Consider the following 22,270-nt stretch of genomic DNA (forward strand, 5'->3'; position numbering starts at 1 on the left):
ACAACCAAAGCAGCACAGACGCTCAATGCTTATTGCACTGGGCTGCACGCTGCTGGGTGTTTGTCTACAAACAGCTCTTGCCGAAGATTATTTCAACCCGGCCTTACTGGACATTGATAATCCGTCCCAGGAAAAAACCGATCTCAGTATTTATGAGATTGGCCCAGGGCAAGCCCCGGGAAAATACCATGTCGACGTCTACGTAAATAATAATAAAGTCGCCAATAAAGAAATTGAATTTACATTGAAGAAAGATGCCGAGGGTAAATCGAGCCTCCAACCGTGCCTGAGCATTGCTCAATTAAAAAGCTTAGGTATTCAAAGCGATAAGTTTACCCAGGATGAAAACGCGCAGTGTGTCGACCTGAGCGTAATCCCTTCCGCCAGCGCAACGTTCCACGTTAACCCGCAGCAACTGCTGCTGAGCATTCCTCAGACTGCTATTACGCAAGTGCCACGCGATTACGTCGATCCCCAGGAGTTCGACGAAGGGATTAATGCCTTACTGCTGAACTACAGCTTCACCGCCGGTGATAATCACGGGAAAGGGGAAAACAGCACCGACCAGCGTAGCGCATTTCTCAATCTTCGACCGGGGCTCAACCTCGGCGCGTGGCGTTTTCGCAACTATTCAACCTGGAGTAAAACCAGTGGCAACAGCGATACCGAAAGTGATTTTTCTTCGGTGTATACCTACGCCCAGCGCGATATTGCACCTTTAGGTGGGGAATTGACCTTCGGTCAAAGCTCGTCGCCTTCTGATATATTCGACAGTATCTCCTACACCGGCGCGCAGTTTGCGTCGGATGATGACATGCTGCCGGAAAGTATGAAAGGGTTTGCCCCAGTGATTCGCGGCACAGCACACAGCAACGCGCAGGTTCTTGTACGTCAAAATGGGTATGTGATTTATCAGAACTATGTCGCCCCAGGCCCGTTCGAAATTAACGATCTTTACCCTACCGGCGGAAGCGGCGATCTCAACGTCACCGTGAAAGAGACGGACGGCAGCGAGCAGCATTTCGTGGTGCCCTATGCCTCTGTCCCGGTGCTTCAGCGCGAAGGCCGCCTCAAGTATAGCCTGACGGCCGGGCGTTACCGCAGCTACGATAATGACGTCGAAAAAACCCCTTTCATGCAGGGAACGGTCATCTACGGGCTGCCTTATGGCTTAACGGCCTACGGCGGCCTTCAGGCCAGCCAGTATTATGATGCGCTGGCATTCGGGATCGGTAAAAACATCGGCGATTTCGGTGCCTTCTCCGTTGACGTCACCGACGCTAAATCTGCCATGCAGGATCGCGATCCTACGCAAGGGCAATCGTGGCGCGTGCGCTACAGCAAAGATTTTGCCACCACGGGCACCCATTTTGCCATTGCCGGATATCGCTACAGCAGTAAAGGCTTTTACACCCTGCAAGACACCCTGGATTCACACACCCTTAATGATGACTGGGAAGCGCCCGATACCCGCCGCGACCGCCAGGAGGCCACGGTCGATCAGTCTCTGGGCGGTACGTTTGGGTCCCTGACATTAAGCCTGGTTAAAGAAAGCTACTGGAACGCAAGCCAGGGAATGACCTCAATGAACATTGGCTACAACAACTCATGGCACGGCATCAGCTACGGGCTCAGTTATGGACTGGATAAAAACACGCGTGATGGCGGTGACGATAACAACGAAAAAACGAGCGAACAAAACATCGCTTTCAACGTCTCTGTCCCGCTCGAACACTGGCTCAGCAATACCTGGGTCAACTACAACCTGAACAGCACAAAACACGATACCACCCAAAGCGTGGGTCTGAACGGCACCGCACTTGCAGGCAATAACCTGAGCTGGGGTGTTCAGCAAGGCCACAGTCAGAGCAGCGGCGACAGCACCAGCCTGAATGCAGATTACAAAGGTACTTACGGGGAAGTGAATGCCGGGTATTCCCAGGATAACCAGCAGCAACAGCTTAACGTTGGGTTGCAGGGAAGTATGATCGCCCATGCGCACGGCATCACGCTGGGTCAGCCAATGGGCGAGACGGCCGCGCTGGTCGAAGCTCCGGGTGCAGACGACACCAACATCACCAATCAGACCGGCGTGAATACCGATTTCCGCGGCTATGCCATTGTGCCGTACGTGTCGCCGTACCGTCATAACACCCTTGCACTCAACACCGAAACGCTGCCGGGAAATGCGGATGTTGACCAGGCGGCCAAAACCGTGACGCCAACGCGCGGCGCCATCGTGCGCGCACATTATGAAACGCACGTTGGCAGCCGGGTATTAATGACGCTGAAACGCGCTGATGGCAGCGCTATCCCGTTCGGCGCAACGGCATCTCAGGCTCATCAGGATGGCGAGTTTATCGTGGGCGATGGCGGGCAGGTTTATCTGACCGGCATGCAGGAAAAAGGCACGGTTGACGTTAGCTGGGGACAAACTGCCGACAGCCATTGCGCCGCAACCTATCACCTGCCAACGAAAGATGACGGTGCAGTTATTAACATCACGGCGCAGTGCGTATAAAACTATCCGAGGAAAAAATGAACATGTTTAAATATGCCTTTGCGCTGGTTGTCCTCCTCACGAGCGCGTGTCTGATGCCGCATGCTCATGCGGCGACAACCTGTGATTCTCCAGACCTGCCCTATACTATTGCTGCCGGTACGCTTTCTGTCCCTACCACCCTTGATGTTGGCAGCGTCATCCCGGGTTCGGCAAAAACGCACACCGTGACAGGCAGTTGCACCGGAAAGCTAGCGAGTCACACCATTATTTCCTGCTATTACGGAGCGAGTGCGGAAGTTTCAGGCATGCCGGGCGTATACGCCACCAATATTGACGGTATCGGCATTGAACTGTTAAACAGCAGCGGACAGATCGTTCGCGGACAAGGCTACTCATGCGACACAACCGCGACGCCAATGGGAACCGTCAGCAGCGACAGTGGACAAACGTTTTCTTTCAGCTACACCGAACGGTTAATCAAAACCGCGACACATATCGGGAGCGGAACCGTGTCAAGCACAGACGATCGCTTTGGATTCGGTGTTTTTAATACCGTCGGTATTTCTGGCGATCGAAATTCAAGCTACTACTCCGCCACGGTGACCGAAAGAACGGCAACCTGCTCCATCGATCCTCTGAACCTGACGGTGACGTTAGGTGACTTCCCGGTTTCACAATTTACTCACGTGGGCAGCTATACGGCGTGGAAGTATTTCAATATCACCGCCACCTGTACAGAAGTGGTCAATCTCACGGCCTCGGTGACCAGCGCGAATGGCATTAATAGTCAGTTTGATGATGTCCTGAACCTCACTCCGGGGAGCGACAGCGCTACGGGCGTTGGTGTGAGAATGCTGCTTGACGGTGTCGATCTCAGATACGACTACCCTATCCCGGTCGGTGGAAAAACCGAACCTAACGTTCCGGATGTCATCCGCTTCGCCGTACAGTATTACCAGACGGACGCCACCGTTACCGCGGGTAAAGCTAACACGATTGCCACAATCGATCTTGAATACCAGTAATGGAGCGATGATGAGAGCGTTACTATTTTTACTCGCGTTGATGAGCCTCTCCGCGGGCGCGACTGACGTTACGCTGAATATCGAGGGCAACATTTACGACACGACCTGCGAGGTCGACAGTGCCAGCCAGAATATGGTGGTGGATCTGGGGCAGGCCGTGTCCACTGATTTCAAGAATGTCGGCGATACCGGTCCGTGGAAAGATTTTGATTTAAAACTGACAAATTGCCCGCCAACGCTGGCGGTTGCCACTATCTCTGTTGATGGTCAGCGCGATGCCATACATCCCTTTAAGTTCGCCAATAGCGGGACCGCAAAAGGAATGGCATTAGAGTTAGCCGATCGTCTGGATTATATCGTGCTTGCACCCCAGGCCAGATTCAGTGCGGTCATTGATGCCAGCACGCACATGGCCGATTTTCCGATGGCGGCACGCTATTACGCGACCTCAATGCCCGTCACGGCGGGCACCTTCAGCAGCGTTGTGCAAGCCACCTTTACTTACCAGTAGGACCGCGCCCCTTAGCACGGATGCTTTTTTTACGCCCGGCGGCCACTTTTGTCGGGCTTTTTTTCACTTCCGGAACGTCCGGTTGTTCAATCGGAAACACCGGCAGCGCGTTCAGTAAGCGCTGGCCGTAGTTCTTGGTCAGCAGACGTTTGTCATAAATGACAATCTCGCCCCAGCAGCCGTGGCTACGAATCAAACGCCCCACTTGCTGAATCAGGTTAAACGATGCCGCAGGCAGGCTTTGTACTTCAAACGGATAACGATTCAGGCTTTTCAGCCACTCGCCTTCGGTGATCACCACCGGGCTATCGATAGGCGGGAAGGCAATTTTATGAATGTGGACCTGCGTCAGGTAGTCCCCTTTCAGATCCAACCCTTCTGCAAATGACTGCAATCCAACCAGCACGCTGCGTTCACCGTTGTCGATGCGTTTGCGGTGCAGCTCCACCAGCCGATAGCGCGGCTGATCGCCCTGCACCAGCAGCAACAACCGCAGGTCAGTAACATGTTCCAGGAAGCGCTGCATCGCGCGCCCGCTGGCAAACAGCACCAGCATCCCGGAGTGTTTTTTGCTCTCAACCTGCTCGCGGAAGTAGGCGGCCATCTCGGCAATATGCTGCTCTTCGTTGTCGATAAGCGGTTCATACTTCATACGCGGGATCACAAGCTTCCCCTGCTCGCAGTGGTTAAACGGCGAGTCCAGCGCCACGAAGCGATCGCCCGCTTTCTCTTTCAGGCCGCTCATTTCCTGCAAACGTGAAAAACTGTTCAGGGAACGCAGCGTGGCCGACGTCACCACCACATGCGGCACGCTACGCCAGATAAGTTTTTCCAGCTGATCGGCCACGCGGATCCCCACGCAGTGGAAAAACAGATGTGCCTGGCCGTCTTTCACTTCACGGGTGGCCCATTTGGTGACAGGCGCACCAGAGGCCTGCGCCATCGAGGCCAGTCGCCACAGCTTACTTTGCGCTTCAAACATCCCCAGCGCGCGGTTCATCTGGAGCAGGATGCGGTGCAATCGCACCACATCATGCGTACCGGTTTTCTCACTGAGATCGTTTAAAAACATCTCCGCCAGCCCGCGCAGCTTTTCAAGATGCTTTGCCAGCTGCTGACAAATCTCCATGATCTCTTCCGGCAGCTCTCCCATCGCAAAGCGATGTTCTGCTTCCTGGGTCGCCGGAAGATACAGATTCAAAATGTTATTGAGCGAGGAGATGAGGCTATACACCTCTTCACAGTGATCGCTCAGCCGCTCCGGCACCGCCAGCGGCGGCGTGGTTTTTGGGCGGAACTGTTCCATGCAGGTCGCAACCAGCTTGCAGAACAGATCCAGCTGCAGGCGGAACCAGGGGGCGGTGATTTCCGCACTCATTTCCAGCGCGTCCCGCGCCACATCGGGCAGGTGGTGTCCTTCATCGAGCACCAGCAGGAGGTGTTTAGGCTCCGGGAGCACCGCTTCGCTCTCCAGTGCCGCCATCACCAGCGCGTGGTTGGCGACAACGACCTCCGCTTCCTGGATCTCGCGCCGCGCGACAAAAAACGGGCATTCGCGGTAGTAGTGGCAGTTACGGTTCAGACAGCTGGCTTTATCAGTACTGAGCCGACGCCACAGGTCATCGCCTATGGCCTGATCGGTGTGATCGCGCAGGCCGTCCCACTTATAGCTATCCAGAGAGGCTTTTAGCTTCGCACACTGATCCTGCTCGGCTTTGTTGTTTGGCGTCAGCTCGTCATCCAGAAATGCGAGCAGATCCTGCTGCGTGGGCTCGCTGCTGGCAAGCGCCGTCAGGTTACGCGGGCAAACATAACGCCCGCGCCCAAATGCCGCCGTAAAGCGCAGATCCGGGATAATTTTGCGCAGCAGCGGTAAATCTTTGCTGTAGATCTGATCCTGCAACGCCACGTTGGCGGTACTGACCACCAGCGTTTTTTGTTCTTCACGGGCGATGGCAATGCCGGGGATCAGGTACGACAGAGTTTTTCCGACCCCCGTGGGGGCTTCAATCGCCAGATGTCGCCCGTCGTCCCCGGCGAGCGTTTTTGCCACGTCAGCAATCATCTGCCGCTGCGGCGCTCGGGGGATAAAGTCGGGGATCTGCTGTTGTAACGCCTTATACCAGGCGCCAATTTGCGCTTTTAGCGCAGCGGTTAAAGCCATCGGAAAACCTGAAACACTGTATAAACAGCCACTATTGTGGCACTTTCTTTTCGTTGTCGCAAAAAGAAAAGCCCGGCTTTACGGCCGGGCTTCCAGATTACTGCGCGCTGGCAGGTTTACGCGGGCGGCGTCGGCGTTGGCCTTCTCCTGCCGGTTTCCCTTCGCCACTGCGCCACGGGTTTTCACCCGCTGGTTTTGCCTCGTTGTTGCGACGCGGCGGTTTGCCTGATGCTTTTGGCGCGCCACCTTCAGCACGACGCGGTTGCTGGCCACGACCGCCACCACCCTGACCACGGCCACCGCCACCCTGACGGCCGTTCTGAATCGGCTCGGCTTTAATGGACGGATCCACTTCGTAGCCCGGGATTTCGATGCGTGGGATCTCTTTTTTCAGCAGACGTTCGATGTCACGCAACAGTTTGTGCTCATCAACGCAGACCAGAGACAACGCTTCACCGGTTGCCGCGGCACGACCGGTACGGCCGATACGGTGAACATAGTCTTCCGGCACGTTTGGCAGCTCGTAGTTCACCACGTGTGGCAGCTCTTCAATGTCCAGACCACGCGCGGCGATGTCGGTTGCCACCAGCACGCGAATATCACCAGATTTAAAATCTGCCAGCGCACGGGTACGCGCGCCCTGGCTCTTGTTACCGTGAATAGCGGCGCTGCGAATGCCGTCTTTATTCAGCTGTTCCGCCAGGTGGTTGGCACCATGTTTGGTACGGGTGAACACCAGCACCTGCTGCCAGTTGCCCTGGCCAATCATCTGCGAGAGCAGTTCCCGCTTACGTTTTTTATCAACGAAATGCACATGCTGGGTCACCTGCTCGGAGGCCGTGTTACGGCGCGCCACTTCCACTTCCAGCGGGTTATGCAGCAGTTTCTCAGCAAGGGCTTTGATTTCGTCAGAGAAGGTCGCAGAGAACAGCAGGTTCTGGCGACGTGACGGCAGCTTAGCCAGCACACGACGAATATCATGAATGAAGCCCATGTCCAGCATCCGGTCAGCTTCATCCAGCACCAGGATTTCGATGCTATCGAGCTTCACCGCATTCTGGTGTTCCAAATCCAGCAGACGACCCGGCGTTGCCACCAGCACGTCCACGCCACCGCGCAGTTTCATCATCTGCGGATTGATGCTAACCCCGCCAAAGACCACCAGTGAGCGAATGTTGAGATAGCGGCTGTACTCACGCACGTTCTCACCAATCTGTGCTGCCAGTTCACGGGTTGGCGTGAGGATCAGGGCGCGCACCGGGCGACGACTTTTTGCGTGCGGCTGGTTTTTAACCAACAGCTCCAGGAGCGGCAGGGTAAAGCCAGCGGTTTTACCGGTACCGGTCTGGGCGCTGGCCATCAGGTCGCGGCCTTGCAGCACGGCAGGGATTGCCTGCGTCTGAATTGGGGTAGGCTCAACGTAGCCCTGCTCTGCAATCGCGCGCAGAATTTCCGGGTTCAGGCCAAGGGAATCAAAAGACATAAAAACTCCGAACCGCCCCGACCATCACAGGTGTAGTTTTCAGGGAGATATAACGAATATGAGAGGACAAAAACCACAATGTCGCGAAGCAGCGGAGTGTAGCAGCTTTTGTGACGTGGCGCATAAAATATCCCTCTGTGATTCATCGACGAAATATTTCCCGCACAAGAGTGCAACTGGACAAAATTGTGAACCGGGCATAATCTTAATCAATCGATTGATTAATTTTAAGTGCTGCTATGAATACAACCCCGACAACAACCAAAGGCGAACAGGCCAAAAGCCAGCTTATCGCCGCCGCCCTGGCACAGTTTGGCGAGTATGGACTTCATGCCACCACGCGCGATATTGCCGCGCAGGCCGGGCAGAACATAGCGGCCATTACCTACTATTTTGGCTCAAAAGAGGATTTGTACCTCGCCTGCGCACAGTGGATTGCCGATTTTATCAGCACGCATTTTCGCCAGCACGTTGACGAAACCACCGCGCTGTTCAGCCAGCCCTCGCCTGACCGGGCCGCCATCCGTCAGCTTATCCTTAACGCCTGCCATAATATGATCCGCCTGCTGACGCACGACGATACGCTGAACCTGAGTAAGTTTATCTCACGCGAACAACTCTCGCCTTCCGCCGCCTACCAGTTGGTTCACGATCAGGTGATCTCCCCAATGCACACGCACCTGACCCGGCTCATTGCGGCCTATACCGGCCGTGATGCCAGCGATACTGAGACCATTTTGCATACCCACGCCCTGCTGGGCGAAGTACTGGCTTTTCGCCTGGGACGGGAAACCATTTTGTTACGCACCGGCTGGACACAATTTGATGAGGATAAGGCCGCGCAGATTAGCCAGGTGATCACCTGTCACCTTGATCTGATCCTGCAAGGCTTAACGCTAAGGAGCCTGAAGTCATGAAAAAACCTGTCGCCATCATTCTGGTGGTCGTTATTCTGCTTGCTGCGGGGATCGGTGGCTGGCTGTGGTATCAGAGCCGACAAGACAACGGCCTGACGCTGTACGGCAACGTCGATATTCGAACGGTGGACATGAGTTTCCGCGTTGGCGGCCGCCTGGCTTCGCTTTCTGTTGATGAAGGTGACACGATTAAAACCGGGCAGACGTTAGGCGTGCTGGACACCGCGCCTTACGAGAACGCGCTGATGCAGGCAAAAGCAGGCGTTTCCGTCGCCCAGGCACAATATGACCTGATGCTGGCAGGCTATCGCGATGAAGAAATTGCCCAGGCCGCGGCGGCAGTCAAACAGGCGCAGGCCGCCTACGACTATGCGCAGAACTTCTACGCCCGTCAGCAGGGGCTGTGGAAAAGCCGCACCATTTCCGCCAACGACCTGGAAAATGCCCGTTCTTCCCGCGACCAGGCGCAGGCAACGCTTAAATCCGCGCAGGATAAATTAAGCCAGTATCACACCGGTAATCGCCCGCAGGATATCGCACAGGCCAAAGCCAGCCTTGAACAGGCGCAGGCGCAACTGGCGCAGGCACAACTGGATTTGCATGACACCACGCTGGTTGCCCCGTCCGACGGTACGCTAATGACCCGCGCCGTAGAGCCCGGCAGCATGTTAAGCGCAGGCAGCACCGTACTGACCCTTTCGCTGACGCGCCCGGTGTGGGTGCGTGCCTATATCGACGAGCCGAACCTCAGCCAGGTCAGGCCTGGGCGTGAGCTGCTGCTTTATACCGATGGTCGCCCTGACAAGCCATACCACGGCAAGGTGGGCTTTGTGTCGCCAACCGCTGAGTTCACGCCGAAAACCGTTGAAACGCCAGACCTGCGTACTGACCTGGTCTATCGTCTGCGCATCATTGTGACAGACGCTGACGATTCCCTTCGTCAGGGGATGCCGGTTACCGTGAAATTCACCGACGGGGAACGACATGAATGATGCGGTTATTCAACTCGACAATCTGGTAAAACGCTTCGCGGGCATGGATAAACCCGCCGTCGCGCCGCTGAACTGTACGCTGCAAAAGGGCTATGTCACGGGGCTGGTTGGCCCCGATGGCGCAGGCAAAACCACGCTGATGCGAATGCTCGCCGGGTTACTCAAACCTGATGACGGGCGCGCCCGCGTGCTGGGGCTTGATCCCGTCCAGGACGACAGCGCCCTTCACGCCATGCTGGGGTATATGCCGCAGAAATTCGGTCTGTACGAAGATTTAACGGTGATGGAAAACCTGAATCTGTATGCCGATTTACGCAGCGTCACCGGGGAAACACGGCAAAAAACCTTCGCCCGCCTGCTGGAATTTACCTCGCTCGGGCCGTTCACGGAGCGCCTCGCGGGTAAGTTATCCGGCGGGATGAAGCAAAAACTCGGGCTGGCCTGCACGCTGGTGGGTGAGCCAAAAGTGCTGCTGCTTGATGAACCCGGCGTGGGCGTGGATCCCATTTCGCGCCGTGAGTTGTGGCAAATGGTGCACGAGCTTGCAGGCGACGGGATGCTGATTCTCTGGAGCACGTCTTACCTCGACGAAGCGGAACAGTGTCGCGATGTCTTGCTGATGAACGAAGGGGAGCTGCTTTATCAGGGCGAGCCGACAACGCTCACGCAAAGCATGGCCGGGCGCAGCTTCTTGTTGCACAGCCCGCAGGAGTCCAACCGCAAGCTGCTCCAGCGAGTGTTGAAACTGCCGCAGGTCAGCGACGGGATGATTCAGGGGCGATCTGTGCGGGTCATTCTCAAAAAAGAGGCCACGGTGGACGACATTCGCCAGGCTCAGGGAATGCCGGATGTGGAGATAGAAGAGACCGCACCGCGTTTTGAAGACGCGTTTATCGACCTGCTGGGCGGTGCAGGAACGTCAGAATCCCCGCTGGGGGCGATCCTGCATACCGTTGATGGCACACCAGGCGAAACGGTGATTGAAGCCAAATCCCTGACCAAAAAGTTTGGCGATTTTGCCGCCACCGACAACGTCAATTTCGCGGTGAAACGCGGCGAGATCTTTGGCCTGCTGGGCCCCAACGGTGCGGGCAAATCCACCACCTTTAAAATGATGTGCGGCCTGCTGGTGCCAACCTCTGGTAAGGCGCTGGTGCTGGATATGGATCTGAAAGTGAGCTCCGGGAAAGCGCGGCAACACCTCGGCTACATGGCACAAAAATTCTCGTTGTACGGCAACCTGACCGTTGAACAGAACTTACGCTTTTTCTCCGGCGTTTACGGCCTGCGCGGGCGCGCGCAAAACGAGAAAATCAGCCGCATGAGCGACGCGTTCAGCCTGACGAACATTGCCTCTCACGCCACTGACGACCTGCCACTCGGTTTCAAGCAGCGTCTGGCACTGGCCTGCTCGCTGATGCATGAACCTGACATCTTGTTTCTTGATGAGCCAACCTCTGGGGTTGACCCCCTCACCCGCCGCGAGTTCTGGCTGCACATCAATAGCATGGTGGAGAAAGGCGTTACCGTCATGGTGACCACTCACTTTATGGATGAAGCGGAATATTGCGACCGCATCGGGCTGGTGTATCGCGGCAAATTGATCGCCCACGGCACGCCGGATGATCTGAAAAGCCAGGCCGCCGACGATAAGCAACCGGACCCCACCATGGAGCAGGCGTTTATCACGCTCATTCACGACTGGGATAAGGAACACGCTAATGAGTCATAACGCGATTTCATGGCGCCGGGTGCGGGCGTTATGCATCAAAGAAACCCGCCAGATCGTACGCGATCCCAGCAGCTGGCTGATTGCGGTAGTAATCCCGCTGCTGCTGCTGTTTATCTTTGGCTACGGGATAAACCTCGACTCCAGCAAGCTGCGGGTGGGGATTTTGCTGGAGCAGCACAGCGAAGAGGCCCTGAATTTCACCCACGCCATGACCGGCTCGCCCTACATTGACGCCACCATCAGCGACGATCGCCAGGCGTTGATCCAGAAAATGCAGGCGGGGAAAATTCGCGGCCTGGTGGTTATCCCGGTCGATTTCGCCGCCAACATGGCGCGCGCAAATACCGACGCGCCGATTCAGGTCATCACCGACGGCAGCGAGCCTAACACCGCCAACTTTGTGCAGGGCTATGTCGAAGGCATCTGGCAGCTCTGGCAGAAACAGCGGGCGGAAGACAGGGGGGAAACCTTCGAACCGCTGATCGACATACAGACCCGCTACTGGTTTAACCCTGCCGCCATCAGCCAGCATTTTATTATTCCGGGTGCGGTGACCATTATCATGACGGTGATCGGGGCTATCCTCACGTCGCTGGTGATCGCCCGCGAGTGGGAGCGCGGTACCATGGAAGCGCTGCTCTCAACCGAGGTCACGCGGGTGGAGCTGCTGCTCTGTAAGCTTATCCCCTATTACTTCCTCGGAATGCTGGCCATGCTGCTCTGTATGCTGGTGTCGGTGTTCATTCTGGGAGTGCCTTATCGCGGTTCGCTGGTGCTGTTGTTCTTTATCACCAGTCTGTTTTTACTGAGCACCCTGGGCATGGGGCTGCTGATTTCAACCATCACCCGTAACCAGTTTAACGCCGCGCAGGTTGCGCTAAACGCCGCCTTTTTGCCGTCTATCATGCTGTCGGGCTTTATCTTCCAGATAGACAGTATGCCAGCCGTCATCCGTGCGGTGACCTATATCATTCCAGCGCGTTATTTCGTCAGTACGCTGCAAAGCCTGTTCCTGGCCGGGAATATTCCGGCAGTGCTGATTGTCAACATCCTGTTTTTGATGGTGTCAGCGGTAATGTTTATTGGGCTGACGTGGGTAAAAACCAAACGGCGACTGGATTAAGGAGCGAGCATGTTTCACCGTTTATGGACATTGATCCGCAAAGAGCTGCAATCGCTGCTGCGCGAGCCGCAAACCCGCGCCATTTTGATCCTGCCCGTGCTGATCCAGGTATTCCTGTTCCCGTTTGCTGCGACGCTTGAGGTGACGAACGCCACCATTGCCATCTACAACGAGGACAGCGGGAAACACTCCGTAGAGCTGACGCAGCGTTTTGCCCGGGCGAAAGCCTTTACCCACATTCTGCTGCTGAAAAGCCCCAGGGAGATCCAGCCCACCATCGACACGCAAAAAGCGCTGCTGCTGGTGCGTTTCCCGGCCGACTTTTCCCGCAACCTGGATACCTGGCAGACTGCACCGATGCAGCTGATTCTGGACGGGCGTAACTCGAACAGTGCGCAAATTGCCGCAAATTACCTGCAACAGGTGGTCAAGGACTATCAGCAGGAGCTGATGGAAGGCAAACCTAAACCCAACAACAGCCAGTTGGTGGTGCGTAACTGGTATAACCCGAATCTGGACTACAAATGGTTTGTGGTGCCGTCGCTTATCGCCATGATCACCACCATTGGTGTGATGATCGTAACCTCGTTGTCGGTCGCCCGTGAACGCGAGCAAGGCACGCTCGATCAACTGCTGGTTTCCCCGCTGGCCACCTGGCAGATTTTTGTCGGTAAAGCCGTTCCGGCGCTGATTGTTGCCACCTTCCAGGCGACGATTGTGCTGGGCGTGGGGATCTGGGCATATCAAATTCCCTTTGCCGGATCGCTGGCCCTGTTCTACTTCACTATGGTGATTTATGGTCTGTCACTGGTGGGATTTGGTCTGTTGATTTCAGCGCTGTGCTCCACGCAACAGCAGGCGTTTATCGGGGTATTCGTCTTTATGATGCCTGCGATTTTGCTCTCGGGGTATGTTTCCCCCATCGAGAACATGCCGGTGTGGTTGCAGGATCTTACATGGATTAACCCCATCCGGCACTTTACGGATATCACCAAACAAATTTATCTCAAGGATGCAAGTATGGGGATTATCTGGGGAAGTTTGTGGCCGCTTTTGGTTATAGCGGCCACGACAGGCTCAGTGGCGTACGCGATGTTTAGACGAAACATTGCGTAGCTTTTTCTCTTTGGTCAGCAGTGAGACAACCGCAGGCCCTGCAAGAATTGCCAGACCCGCCAGGGCCAGCAGCAGGTTGTTTTGCAGCACACGCGACAACAGCCAAAGCACGATCATTGCAGCACCAAAATACCAGGTGGTGGTGAGCTCTTCGAGCACATCACCCACCTCACGCCAGCGCGCTTCATGGTGGCGCTGTAAAAACAGCATCGACAGTACGGTAACACCGTAAAGAACACATAACCCTAAGCCAACATGCACCAGCGTACCGCTCATCCAGCCCATCACCAGTACGGCCACGACCAGTAAATGCAACATTATCTGCCAGCAACTCAGGCCAGTTGCGACACGAACACGTTGTTGCCACTTCATGGCTTCTCTCCTGAAGAACATTTCTCTGCTAATTCAGACTACCGCACTTTACGGAAAATTCCGTAACACCGCATCTTTTTGTGACGCCTACTACACTTTATTTTCATCAGGATAGTCACCCCGGAAGGTGCTTATGACGCATAAAACGCAGCATTTATCGCTTAAAGTGCTGACAATTAACATTCACAAAGGCTTCACTGCATTTAACCGTCGCTTCATGTTACCGGAGCTGCGCGACGCTGTACGCACCGTCAGTGCTGACATCGTCTGCCTACAGGAAGTTATGGGCGCCCATGACGTGCACCCAATGCATGTCGAAAACTGGCCCGACACGCCGCACTACGAATTTCTGGCAGATACGATGTGGAGTGATTATGCCTATGGGCGTAACGCGGTTTACCCTGAAGGCCACCACGGCAACGCGGTGCTATCGCGTTTCCCGATCGAATATTACGAAAACCGCGACGTTTCTGTGGGCGAAAGCGAAAAACGCGGGCTGCTTTACTGCCGCATTATCCCACCCGAACTGGAATTTCCCGTTCACGTTGGCTGCGTGCATCTCGGCCTTCGTGAAGCGCACCGTCAGGCGCAGTTAAAGATGCTGGCCGAATGGAGCAATGCCCTACCGGAAGGTGAGCCGGTGGTGATGGCGGGTGATTTTAACGACTGGCGTCAGCGGGCCAATCACCCACTGAAGGTGGATGCCGGGCTGGAGGAGATTTTTACCCGCGCCAATGGCCGCCCCGCGCGGACGTTCCCGGTGCGCTTTCCCCTGCTGCGACTTGACCGCATCTACGTGAAAAATGCCCATGCCAGCAGCCCGACTGCCCTGGCGTTACTCAACTGGCGCCATCTTTCCGACCACGCCCCGCTTAGCGCGGAGATCCACTTATGAGATGCTCATGGCAGGAAGGAAACCGCATCACGCTGCTGGAAAATGGCGATAACTATTATCCTGCGGTGTTCAAGGCCATTGACCATGCACAGCAGAAAGTGATCCTCGAAACCTTTATCTGGTTCGAGGACGAGGTGGGGAAACAGTTACATAGCGTGCTGCTGCGCGCCGCCCTGCGCGGCATCAAAATCGAAGTGCTGCTCGACGGCTATGGTTCTCCGGATCTGAGCGACGAATTCGTCAATGAACTCACGTCGGCGGGCGTGATATTCCGCTACTACGATCCCGGCTCGCGTCTGTTTGGCATGCGCACCAATCTCTTTCGCCGTATGCACCGCAAAATTGTGGTGGTTGATGAAGCGGTAGCCTTTGTCGGCGGCATTAATTATTCCGCAGAACATATGTCTGACTATGGCCCGGAGGCCAAGCAGGATTACGCGATCCGTATCGAAGGCCCGGTAGTTCAGGACATTTTACTGTTCGAACTGGAAAACCTGCCGGGTAAAGATGCTGTGCGACGCTGGTGGAAGCGCCACCATCGCCCGGAAGAGAACCGCAAGCCCGGCGAAGCGCAGGCGCTGTTTGTCTGGCGGGATAACGGCGAGCACCGGGATGATATTGAGCGTCATTATCTGAAGATGCTGGCGAATGCGAAGCGCGAGGTAATTATTGCCAACGCCTACTTCTTCCCTGGCTACCGCTTGTTGCACGCCATGCGCAATGCAGCACGTCGCGGTGTGCGGGTGAAACTGATTGTGCAGGGCGAGCCCGATATGCCGATTGTCAAAGTCGGCGCACGTCTGCTGTATAACTATCTGGTAAAAGGCGGTGTGCAGATTTACGAATACCGCCGCCGACCGCTGCATGGAAAGGTCGCACTGATGGACGATCACTGGGCGACCGTTGGCTCCAGTAATCTCGATCCGCTGAGCCTGTCGCTCAATCTGGAAGCCAATCTGATCGTCCACGATCGCCAGTTCAACCAAACCCTGCGCGATAACCTTCAGGGACTGATCGTTAACGACTGCGTGCGAGTGGATGACTCTATGGTACCGAAACGTACCTGGTGGAACCTCGGTATCGGCGTGGTGGTGTTCCACTTCCTGCGCCATTTCCCGGCCATGGTCGGCTGGCTGCCCGCGCACACACCTAAGCTTGCACTGGTACACCCGCCGGTGCAGCCTGAAATGGAAACACAGGATCGCGTTGAAGTGGAAGATGGAGGAAAAACCTGATGTCACAATCCCATCCTCACTGGCACCTGGCTAAGAAAATCCTCACCTGGCTTTTCTTTATCGCCGTCGCGGTGTTGCTGGTGGTGTACGCCCGGAAAGTCGACTGGGAAGAGGTGTGGAAGGTTATCCGCAACTACAACCGCATGGTACTGCTGGGCGCGTCTGGGCTGGTGATTGTAAGTTACCTGATTTACGGCTGCTACGACCTGCTGGGGCGTGCCTACTGCGGGCACAAGCTGGCAAAGCGCCAGGTGATGCTGGTGTCGTTTATCTGCTACGCCTTCAACCTGACGCTGAGCACCTGGGTCGGCGGCATTGGAATGCGTTACCGCCTCTATTCGCGTCTTGGACTGCCCAGCAGCACCATCACCCGCATTTTCTCATTGAGCATCACGACCAACTGGCTGGGTTACATTCTGCTCGGCGGGGTGATCTTCACCACCGGCGTGGTGCAGTTGCCTGCTCACTGGTATGTCGACGAAACCACGCTGCGGATTCTGGGCATGGTGCTGCTGCTGATTATCGCCTTCTATCTGTGGGCCTGTGCGTTTGCTAAACGCCGCCATATAACCATCAAAGGGCAAAAACTGGTGCTGCCATCATGGAAGTTCGCGGTATTACAGATGGCGATTTCCAGCGCCAACTGGATGGCAATGGGGGCGATTACAGGGCTGTTGATTGGCGAAGACGTGAATTACTTCTTTGTGCTTGGCGTGCTGCTGGTGAGCAGTATCGCGGGTGTAATTGTCCATATCCCGGCAGGGATTGGCGTGCTGGAAGCGGTGTTTATCGCCCTGCTTGCCGGGGAGCACGTCTCTCAGGGAACGATTATCGCCGCCCTGCTCGCGTATCGAATGCTCTATTACTTCCTGCCGCTGGCGCTGGCGACGGTCTGTTATTTGCTGCTGGAGAGCCGGGCGAAAAAGTTGCGGGAGAAGAATGAGAAGGCACTGGCAAAATAAAAGCAAAACGGCAACAAGGTTGCCGTTTTTAGTGTTTGTTCCCTCTCCCGTGGGAGAGGGCCAGGGTGAGGGCACCAGGCCGCACCAACCTCTAGCGACGGTTGCCCAAAATCCGCAGCAGCATCAGGAACAGGTTGATAAAGTCCAGATACAACGTCAGCGCACCAAGGATGGAGTATTTGCGCAACGTTGAGCTATCGCGCACGTCAATCTGCTCGCCGATATTTTTCAGTTTCTGGGTGTCGTAGGCCGTCAGCCCGACGAAGACAATCACCCCAATGTAGGTCACCGCCCACATCAGCGCTTCACTCTTGAGCCACAGGTTCACCAGCGATGCCAGCACGATCCCAATCAGCGCCATAAACAGCATACTGCCAAAACCGCTCAAATCGCGCTTTGTGGTGTAACCGTACAGGCTCATCGCGCCGAACATCCCGCCGCTCACCACAAATGTACTGGCGATGGAGGAATAGGTGTAAACGATGAAAATACTCGAAAGCGTTAGCCCGGTCAGCGCCGAGTACAGCATAAACAGCGTGGTCGCCATGCCGGCGCTGAGCTTTTGCACCAGGCCTGAGAGGACAAACACCAGCGCCAGTTGGGCGATGATCAACCCAAAGAAGGTGATTTTGCTGGAAAAGATAAACATCATCAGATCAGGTGTATTTGCGGCGTACCACGCAATAAACGCGGTCAGCAGCAGGCCGACTGTCATCCAGCCGTACACCTGGGCCATATACGTTTGCAGCCCGGTTCGGGTCTGCTGCACTATAGAATCGGAACGCGGAAATCGGTCCATGATTCACTCCTGATTAAGATTAAGTAGACACACGTTTTAAGACTAACACATCCACGTAAACAGACTACCAACGACCAGCAGCTTGTTTATCGCTGTCACGCGATTCCACCCACCGCTCACCTTCTGGCGTCGCTTCACGCTTCCAGAATGGCGCTTTGGTTTTGAGGTAGTCCATAATAAATTCGCCCGCCGCGAACGCGCTGCTGCGATGCGCACTGGTCACGCCAACAAACACGATCTCTTCACCCGGCCACATTTCGCCGATGCGGTGGATAACCGTGACGCGCCCGAGCGGCCAACGTCCGCGCGCCTCGTCCACGATCTCCGCCAGCGATTTTTCGGTCATGCCCGGATAGTGCTCCAGCGTGAGCGCTTTCACGCTGTCGCCAAGATTGTGGTTACGCACTTTGCCAGTGAAGGTGACAACCGCGCCATCTTCATCGCGCTCCGCCAGCCAGCTGTATTCTGTACCGACACTGAAGCGGTCATGACCTACCAGAATTCGGGTTTCAGCCATTTCAGCCTCCTGTCACCGGCGGGAAGAACGCCACTTCGTCACCGGCCTTCAGCGGATGGTTAAAATCCACCAGAGTCTGATTAACTGCCGCCAGCAATTTGCCTTCATCCAGCGCCAGCGCCCAGCGGTCGCTTTGTTCTGCCAGATGTGCGCGCAGTGCGGCAACGTTATCGAATGAGGTTTCCAGGGTCAGACTATCGGTGTTGACCAGCTCGCGGACCTGAGCAAAAAAGAGCACTTTAATCATGGCTGTCCACCTTAAAATCGCCAGATTTCCCGCCGCTTTTTGCCAGCAGACGAACCGGGCCAATCACCATGTCTTTTTGCACGGCTTTACACATATCGTAGATGGTCAACGCGGCGACAGAGGCCGCCGTCAGCGCTTCCATCTCAACGCCGGTTTTCCCGGTTAAACGGCAAAGTGATTCAATTCGCACGCGGTTGTGTTCCGGCTGCGCCAGCAGGTTTACCTCAACCTTACTGAGCATCAACGGGTGGCACAGTGGGAGCAAATCCCAGGTCCGTTTCGCGGCCTGGATACCGGCAATGCGTGCGGTAGCAAACACATCACCCTTGTGGTGGCTGCCATCGATAATCATCGCCAGGGTTTCAGGCAACATGGTAACGAAAGCTTCAGCACGCGCTTCGCGCACCGTCTCGGCTTTGGCAGACACATCCACCATATGCGCTTCGCCAGCGGCGTTAATGTGGGTCAGTTGTGACATAACTTATTTCTTTAAATGGGGATGGAAATTACACGGACGGGTGCGGGCATCGAGCTGCGGCGCGATGATGTTCTCCCACGCGGTACGGCACGCTTTGGTGGAGCCCGGCATGGCAAAAATCAGCGTTTTGTTCGCTACCCCCGCCACCGCGCGTGACTGCAAGGTTGAGGTGCCAATCTCTTCAAATGAGAGCATCCGAAATACTTCGCCAAAGCCTTCTACTTCGCGATCAAACAGGGGAATCAACGCTTCGGGAGCCTGATCTCCTGCGGTAAAACCAGTACCGCCTGTAATCAGCACCACCTGCACTTCATCACCGGCGATCCACTGGGAAACCTGGGCACGGATGGCGTAGCGGTTCTCTTTAACAATCGCTTTAGCAACAATATGGTGCCCGGCTTCGTGTGCCGCATCGCGCAACCAATGGCCGGAGGTATCATCCTCTTCACCACGGCGTTCAGAAACGGTAAGAATAGCAATACGTGTCGGGATAAATTCTGCGCTTACCTGACTCATCTTCTGGTTCCTTCTTAAGACTGATTACCCGCCAATGTATGACAGGTTCTGAGTAATTCCGGTGTTGCCCTGATGCAGGAAATGGGTCTGTTTTTTATGCGTCAGCGCTTCGGAAATACGCGCTTCAAGCGCGTCCTGTTGAGAGTCGTCTTCCAGCAGATCGCGAAGGTCTACGCCACCATCCCCGAACAGGCATAAGTGCAGCTTGCCCACAGACGAGACGCGCAGGCGATTACAGCTGGCACAGAACTCTTTCTCATAAGGCATGATAAGCCCGATTTCCCCTTCGTAATCAGGGTGGCAAAAGACCTGCGCCGGGCCGTCGCTGCGCTGGCGGATCTGGTGGATCCAGCCGCGTTTCAGCAGTTCGTCGCGCAGCACCATACCGGAGATGTGATGACGACGGAACAGCTCGCTGCCCTCGCCGGTTTCCATCAGCTCAATAAAACGCAATTGAATGCGGCGTGATTTGATCCACGCCAGGAAGGTGTCCAGTTGATGGTGGTTTACATCGCGCATTAGCACCGTATTGACTTTCACCTTCTCGAAACCGGCAGCAAACGCCGCATCAATGCCGTCCATCACCTGCCGGAACTTATCCTGGCCGGTAATTGCATGGAACTGGCGGGCATCAAGGCTATCGACACTGACGTTGATCGCCGTCAGGCCAGCGTCACGCCATTTCGCCACGTCCCGCGCCATGCGATACCCATTGGTGGTTACCGCAATTTGACGGATACGGTCGTTTTCGCGCACAGCAGCGATAATATCGGGAAAGTCGCGACGCAGAGAAGGTTCTCCCCCGGTCAGCCGCACTTTTTCGGTGCCGAGTTCAGAGAACGCACGCGTGACGCGGCGCACTTCATCCACGGAGAGAAAGCCATTATTGGTGGTACTGCCAGGTTTGTAACCGTCAGGCAGACAGTAGGTGCAACGGAAATTGCACACATCGGTAATCGACAGACGTAAGTAAAAGAACTTACGCGCGAAAGCATCAGTAAGTTGTGAAGCCATGTACACCTTTCCAGATACGGGAGGCACAGTCATTTCTTTCTGTACCCTGGTGGCAAATCCGCCACGGCCAGAGCGCCATATCTTTCGACACAGGCACAAAGGCTAGAGTGTATGTTTTCAAATTCGAAAACGTGGTTTAGGCGATAGTAGCGCGGAAATCACCTCTTCGCCATTATCGGTTTTCGCTATATAATTTTATATATAGCGACATGATCGTGCATTTTCGTAACAGAATACGCAAAAACGGTACTTTCGCATTGATATACGTCATTTTGCACCGGGTGAAGCATCGTCTTTTAGGGGTAGTTAGGTTACTGTTACGCTGTTCGAACGTGATAAGGAATAGGTATGCGCAATCGCACTTTTGCGGATCTTGATCGGGTAGTCGCTCTTGGCGGAGGCCACGGTCTGGGGCGAGTGATGTCTTCACTTTCCTCTCTTGGATCCAGGCTTACAGGGATAGTCACTACAACCGATAACGGCGGTTCTACAGGGCGCATTCGTCGTTCGGAAGGCGGTATCGCGTGGGGCGATATGCGTAACTGTTTAAATCAGTTAATTACCGAACCGAGCGTGGCGTCAGCGATGTTTGAGTACCGTTTTGCCGGTAATGGCGAACTTTCTGGCCATAACCTCGGAAACCTGATGTTAAAGGCGCTGGATCACCTGAGCGTTCGCCCTCTTGAAGCCATCAATTTAATACGTAATCTGCTTAAAGTTGATGCGTTCCTGATTCCGATGTCTGAACAACCGGTCGACTTGATGGCAATTGATGTGGAAGGCCATGAAGTTTACGGCGAAGTGAATATTGACCAGCTGACCCTGCCGCCGAAAGAGCTCATGACATATCCGGGCGTTCCCGCTACGCGTGAAGCCGTCGATGCTATCGGCGAAGCGGATTTGATCCTGATTGGGCCGGGAAGTTTTTACACCAGCCTGATGCCCATTCTGCTGGTAAAAGAGCTGGCTCAGGCCCTGCGCAGAACACCAGCTCCGGTGGTCTATATCGGTAATTTAGGGCGTGAACTGAGCCCGGCGGCAGCAAGCCTGACGCTTGCGGACAAGCTCGGTATCATGGAGCAGTACGTCGGGAAAAAAATCATCGACGCGGTTGTGGTTGGGCCGAAAGCTGATGTGTCGGGGATCGGCGCACGCGTGGTGGTGCAGGAGCCACTGGAAGCCAGCGATATTCAGTATCGCCACGATCGTCATCTGCTGCGTGAAGCACTGGAGAAAGCGATTCAGGCGTTGGGTTAAGGTTTTGTTTCAGTGCGGTCTGGTGCCCTCACCCCGCCCCTCTCCCACAGGGTTGAGGGATCCCCACAAAAAATACGAGCACGGACGGCTCCCTCTCCTTTTTGGGGAGAGGGCTGGGGTGAGGGGGAACATACGGCTGTGGTGGTTATTCCGTTCACTTTATGTTCTTTGCTACTCTGTCACCACAATACCCGTGAACGTGCCAGGGTAGCTCACCGCCGCTACCCTGGCAACCCGGGCTCCCGGCAAAGAAAATCACCGCTTCGCGGTACCCTCAGCTTATTCCTTCCGGCTTATCGGGGACGGGCGGAGGTAACGTCCCTGTAAATCCGCCCTCTCGGCGCATCCATGCGCCTCGCCCCGGCCTACAGGAAACGCTTCGGCGATTTTCAGCCGGACTCACGCGCCCTCA

Annotated in this window: 21 protein-coding genes and 1 riboswitch; of the genes, 12 read left to right on the forward strand and 9 right to left on the reverse strand. The window is 55.4% G+C overall.

Annotation, left to right across the window (positions count from 1 at the left end; genetic code table 11):
- Positions 1–25: 25 nt before the first annotated feature.
- Genes ACS603_RS06495 through ACS603_RS06505 form a run of 3 tightly spaced genes read left to right on the forward strand, consistent with a single transcriptional unit; the run spans position 26 to position 4,039 of the window.
- Positions 26–2,521 carry a fimbria/pilus outer membrane usher protein gene (locus tag ACS603_RS06495; RefSeq protein WP_474943968.1) on the forward strand — a complete coding sequence of 832 codons (2,496 nt, stop codon included), beginning with the start codon at positions 26–28 and terminating at the stop codon, positions 2,519–2,521.
- 17 nt (positions 2,522–2,538) lie between these two features.
- A complete protein-coding gene (locus ACS603_RS06500) occupies positions 2,539–3,528 on the forward strand; it encodes a fimbrial protein (RefSeq protein WP_474943969.1) in 990 nt (329 codons plus the stop codon).
- 10 nt (positions 3,529–3,538) lie between these two features.
- Positions 3,539–4,039: a fimbrial protein gene (locus tag ACS603_RS06505; protein ID WP_446492471.1), complete on the forward strand. Its 501-nt coding sequence runs from the start codon at positions 3,539–3,541 to the stop codon at positions 4,037–4,039.
- Here ACS603_RS06505 and dinG read toward each other — a convergent pair.
- Together dinG and rhlE are read right to left on the reverse strand one after the other, a co-directional pair.
- Positions 4,026–6,203: an ATP-dependent DNA helicase DinG gene (gene dinG / locus ACS603_RS06510; RefSeq protein ID WP_474943970.1), complete on the reverse strand. Its 2,178-nt coding sequence runs from the start codon at positions 6,201–6,203 to the stop codon at positions 4,026–4,028. The genes ACS603_RS06505 and dinG overlap by 14 nt on opposite strands.
- A gap of 97 nt (positions 6,204–6,300) precedes the next feature.
- The gene (gene rhlE / locus ACS603_RS06515) at positions 6,301–7,686 is read right to left on the reverse strand and encodes an ATP-dependent RNA helicase RhlE (RefSeq protein WP_182060109.1); all 1,386 of its coding nucleotides are present in this window, start codon (positions 7,684–7,686) and stop codon (positions 6,301–6,303) included.
- A gap of 239 nt (positions 7,687–7,925) precedes the next feature.
- Here rhlE and cecR point away from each other — a divergent pair, with 239 nt between their 5' ends.
- From cecR to ACS603_RS06540, 5 genes are read left to right on the forward strand one after another with little or no spacing between them, the layout of a single operon-like run.
- Positions 7,926–8,603 carry a transcriptional regulator CecR gene (gene cecR / locus ACS603_RS06520; protein WP_474943971.1) on the forward strand — a complete coding sequence of 226 codons (678 nt, stop codon included), beginning with the start codon at positions 7,926–7,928 and terminating at the stop codon, positions 8,601–8,603.
- Positions 8,600–9,595, forward strand: coding sequence for a secretion protein HlyD (gene hlyD, locus ACS603_RS06525; protein ID WP_182060107.1), 996 nt, complete (start codon positions 8,600–8,602; stop codon positions 9,593–9,595). Before cecR ends, hlyD begins: the two co-directional genes overlap by 4 nt.
- Positions 9,588–11,327 carry an ATP-binding cassette domain-containing protein gene (locus ACS603_RS06530; protein WP_315688153.1) on the forward strand — a complete coding sequence of 580 codons (1,740 nt, stop codon included), beginning with the start codon at positions 9,588–9,590 and terminating at the stop codon, positions 11,325–11,327. The genes hlyD and ACS603_RS06530 overlap by 8 nt, the downstream gene beginning before the upstream one ends.
- Positions 11,317–12,450 (forward strand): ABC transporter permease, encoded by a 1,134-nt coding sequence (locus ACS603_RS06535; protein WP_182060105.1) that lies wholly within the window; start codon positions 11,317–11,319, stop codon positions 12,448–12,450. Before ACS603_RS06530 ends, ACS603_RS06535 begins: the two co-directional genes overlap by 11 nt.
- 9 nt (positions 12,451–12,459) lie before the next feature.
- On the forward strand, positions 12,460–13,566 hold the full coding sequence (locus ACS603_RS06540; RefSeq protein ID WP_182060104.1) for an ABC transporter permease: 1,107 nt from the start codon (positions 12,460–12,462) through the stop codon (positions 13,564–13,566).
- On the opposite strand, the gene ACS603_RS06545 is transcribed toward ACS603_RS06540, so the two are convergent.
- Positions 13,528–13,938, reverse strand: a complete 411-nt coding sequence (locus tag ACS603_RS06545) for a YbhQ family protein (protein WP_182060103.1) — start codon at positions 13,936–13,938, stop codon at positions 13,528–13,530. The two genes, ACS603_RS06540 and ACS603_RS06545, sit on opposite strands and share 39 nt — an antisense overlap.
- A 133-nt stretch (positions 13,939–14,071) precedes the next feature.
- Here ACS603_RS06545 and ACS603_RS06550 point away from each other — a divergent pair, with 133 nt between their 5' ends.
- The 3 genes from ACS603_RS06550 to ACS603_RS06560 are packed head-to-tail and all read left to right on the forward strand — an operon-like array spanning position 14,072 to position 17,030.
- Positions 14,072–14,833: an endonuclease/exonuclease/phosphatase family protein gene (locus ACS603_RS06550; protein ID WP_474943972.1), complete on the forward strand. Its 762-nt coding sequence runs from the start codon at positions 14,072–14,074 to the stop codon at positions 14,831–14,833.
- Positions 14,830–16,068, forward strand: a complete 1,239-nt coding sequence (gene clsB / locus ACS603_RS06555) for a cardiolipin synthase ClsB (protein WP_182060101.1) — start codon at positions 14,830–14,832, stop codon at positions 16,066–16,068. The genes ACS603_RS06550 and clsB overlap by 4 nt, the downstream gene beginning before the upstream one ends.
- Positions 16,068–17,030, forward strand: coding sequence for a lysylphosphatidylglycerol synthase domain-containing protein (locus ACS603_RS06560; protein ID WP_474943973.1), 963 nt, complete (start codon positions 16,068–16,070; stop codon positions 17,028–17,030). The genes clsB and ACS603_RS06560 overlap by 1 nt, the downstream gene beginning before the upstream one ends.
- Positions 17,031–17,121: 91 nt before the next feature.
- Here the strand turns inward: ACS603_RS06560 and ACS603_RS06565 are convergent, their stop codons facing one another.
- The 6 genes from ACS603_RS06565 to moaA form a co-directional block, all read right to left on the reverse strand.
- Positions 17,122–17,829: a Bax inhibitor-1/YccA family protein gene (locus ACS603_RS06565; RefSeq protein WP_182060099.1), complete on the reverse strand. Its 708-nt coding sequence runs from the start codon at positions 17,827–17,829 to the stop codon at positions 17,122–17,124.
- 64 nt (positions 17,830–17,893) lie between these two features.
- Positions 17,894–18,346 (reverse strand): molybdopterin synthase catalytic subunit MoaE, encoded by a 453-nt coding sequence (moaE, locus tag ACS603_RS06570; protein WP_014069430.1) that lies wholly within the window; start codon positions 18,344–18,346, stop codon positions 17,894–17,896.
- A gap of 1 nt (position 18,347) precedes the next feature.
- Positions 18,348–18,593: a molybdopterin synthase sulfur carrier subunit gene (moaD, locus tag ACS603_RS06575; RefSeq protein ID WP_182060098.1), complete on the reverse strand. Its 246-nt coding sequence runs from the start codon at positions 18,591–18,593 to the stop codon at positions 18,348–18,350.
- Positions 18,586–19,071, reverse strand: a complete 486-nt coding sequence (gene moaC / locus ACS603_RS06580) for a cyclic pyranopterin monophosphate synthase MoaC (RefSeq protein WP_474943974.1) — start codon at positions 19,069–19,071, stop codon at positions 18,586–18,588. The genes moaD and moaC overlap by 8 nt, the downstream gene beginning before the upstream one ends.
- A gap of 3 nt (positions 19,072–19,074) precedes the next feature.
- Complete coding sequence (gene moaB, locus ACS603_RS06585) at positions 19,075–19,587, reverse strand: molybdenum cofactor biosynthesis protein B (RefSeq protein WP_182060097.1); 513 nt, start codon at positions 19,585–19,587, stop codon at positions 19,075–19,077.
- A gap of 24 nt (positions 19,588–19,611) precedes the next feature.
- Positions 19,612–20,601: a GTP 3',8-cyclase MoaA gene (moaA, locus tag ACS603_RS06590; protein ID WP_474943975.1), complete on the reverse strand. Its 990-nt coding sequence runs from the start codon at positions 20,599–20,601 to the stop codon at positions 19,612–19,614.
- Positions 20,589–20,723: riboswitch (molybdenum cofactor riboswitch) on the reverse strand. (Overlaps the previous gene by 13 nt.)
- A 226-nt stretch (positions 20,724–20,949) precedes the next feature.
- Here moaA and yvcK point away from each other — a divergent pair.
- Positions 20,950–21,858 (forward strand): uridine diphosphate-N-acetylglucosamine-binding protein YvcK, encoded by a 909-nt coding sequence (gene yvcK / locus ACS603_RS06595; RefSeq protein WP_182060095.1) that lies wholly within the window; start codon positions 20,950–20,952, stop codon positions 21,856–21,858.
- The last annotated feature ends 412 nt before the right edge of the window (positions 21,859–22,270 follow it).

Source organism: Enterobacter sp. Li2LvB3 (assembly GCF_056156645.1).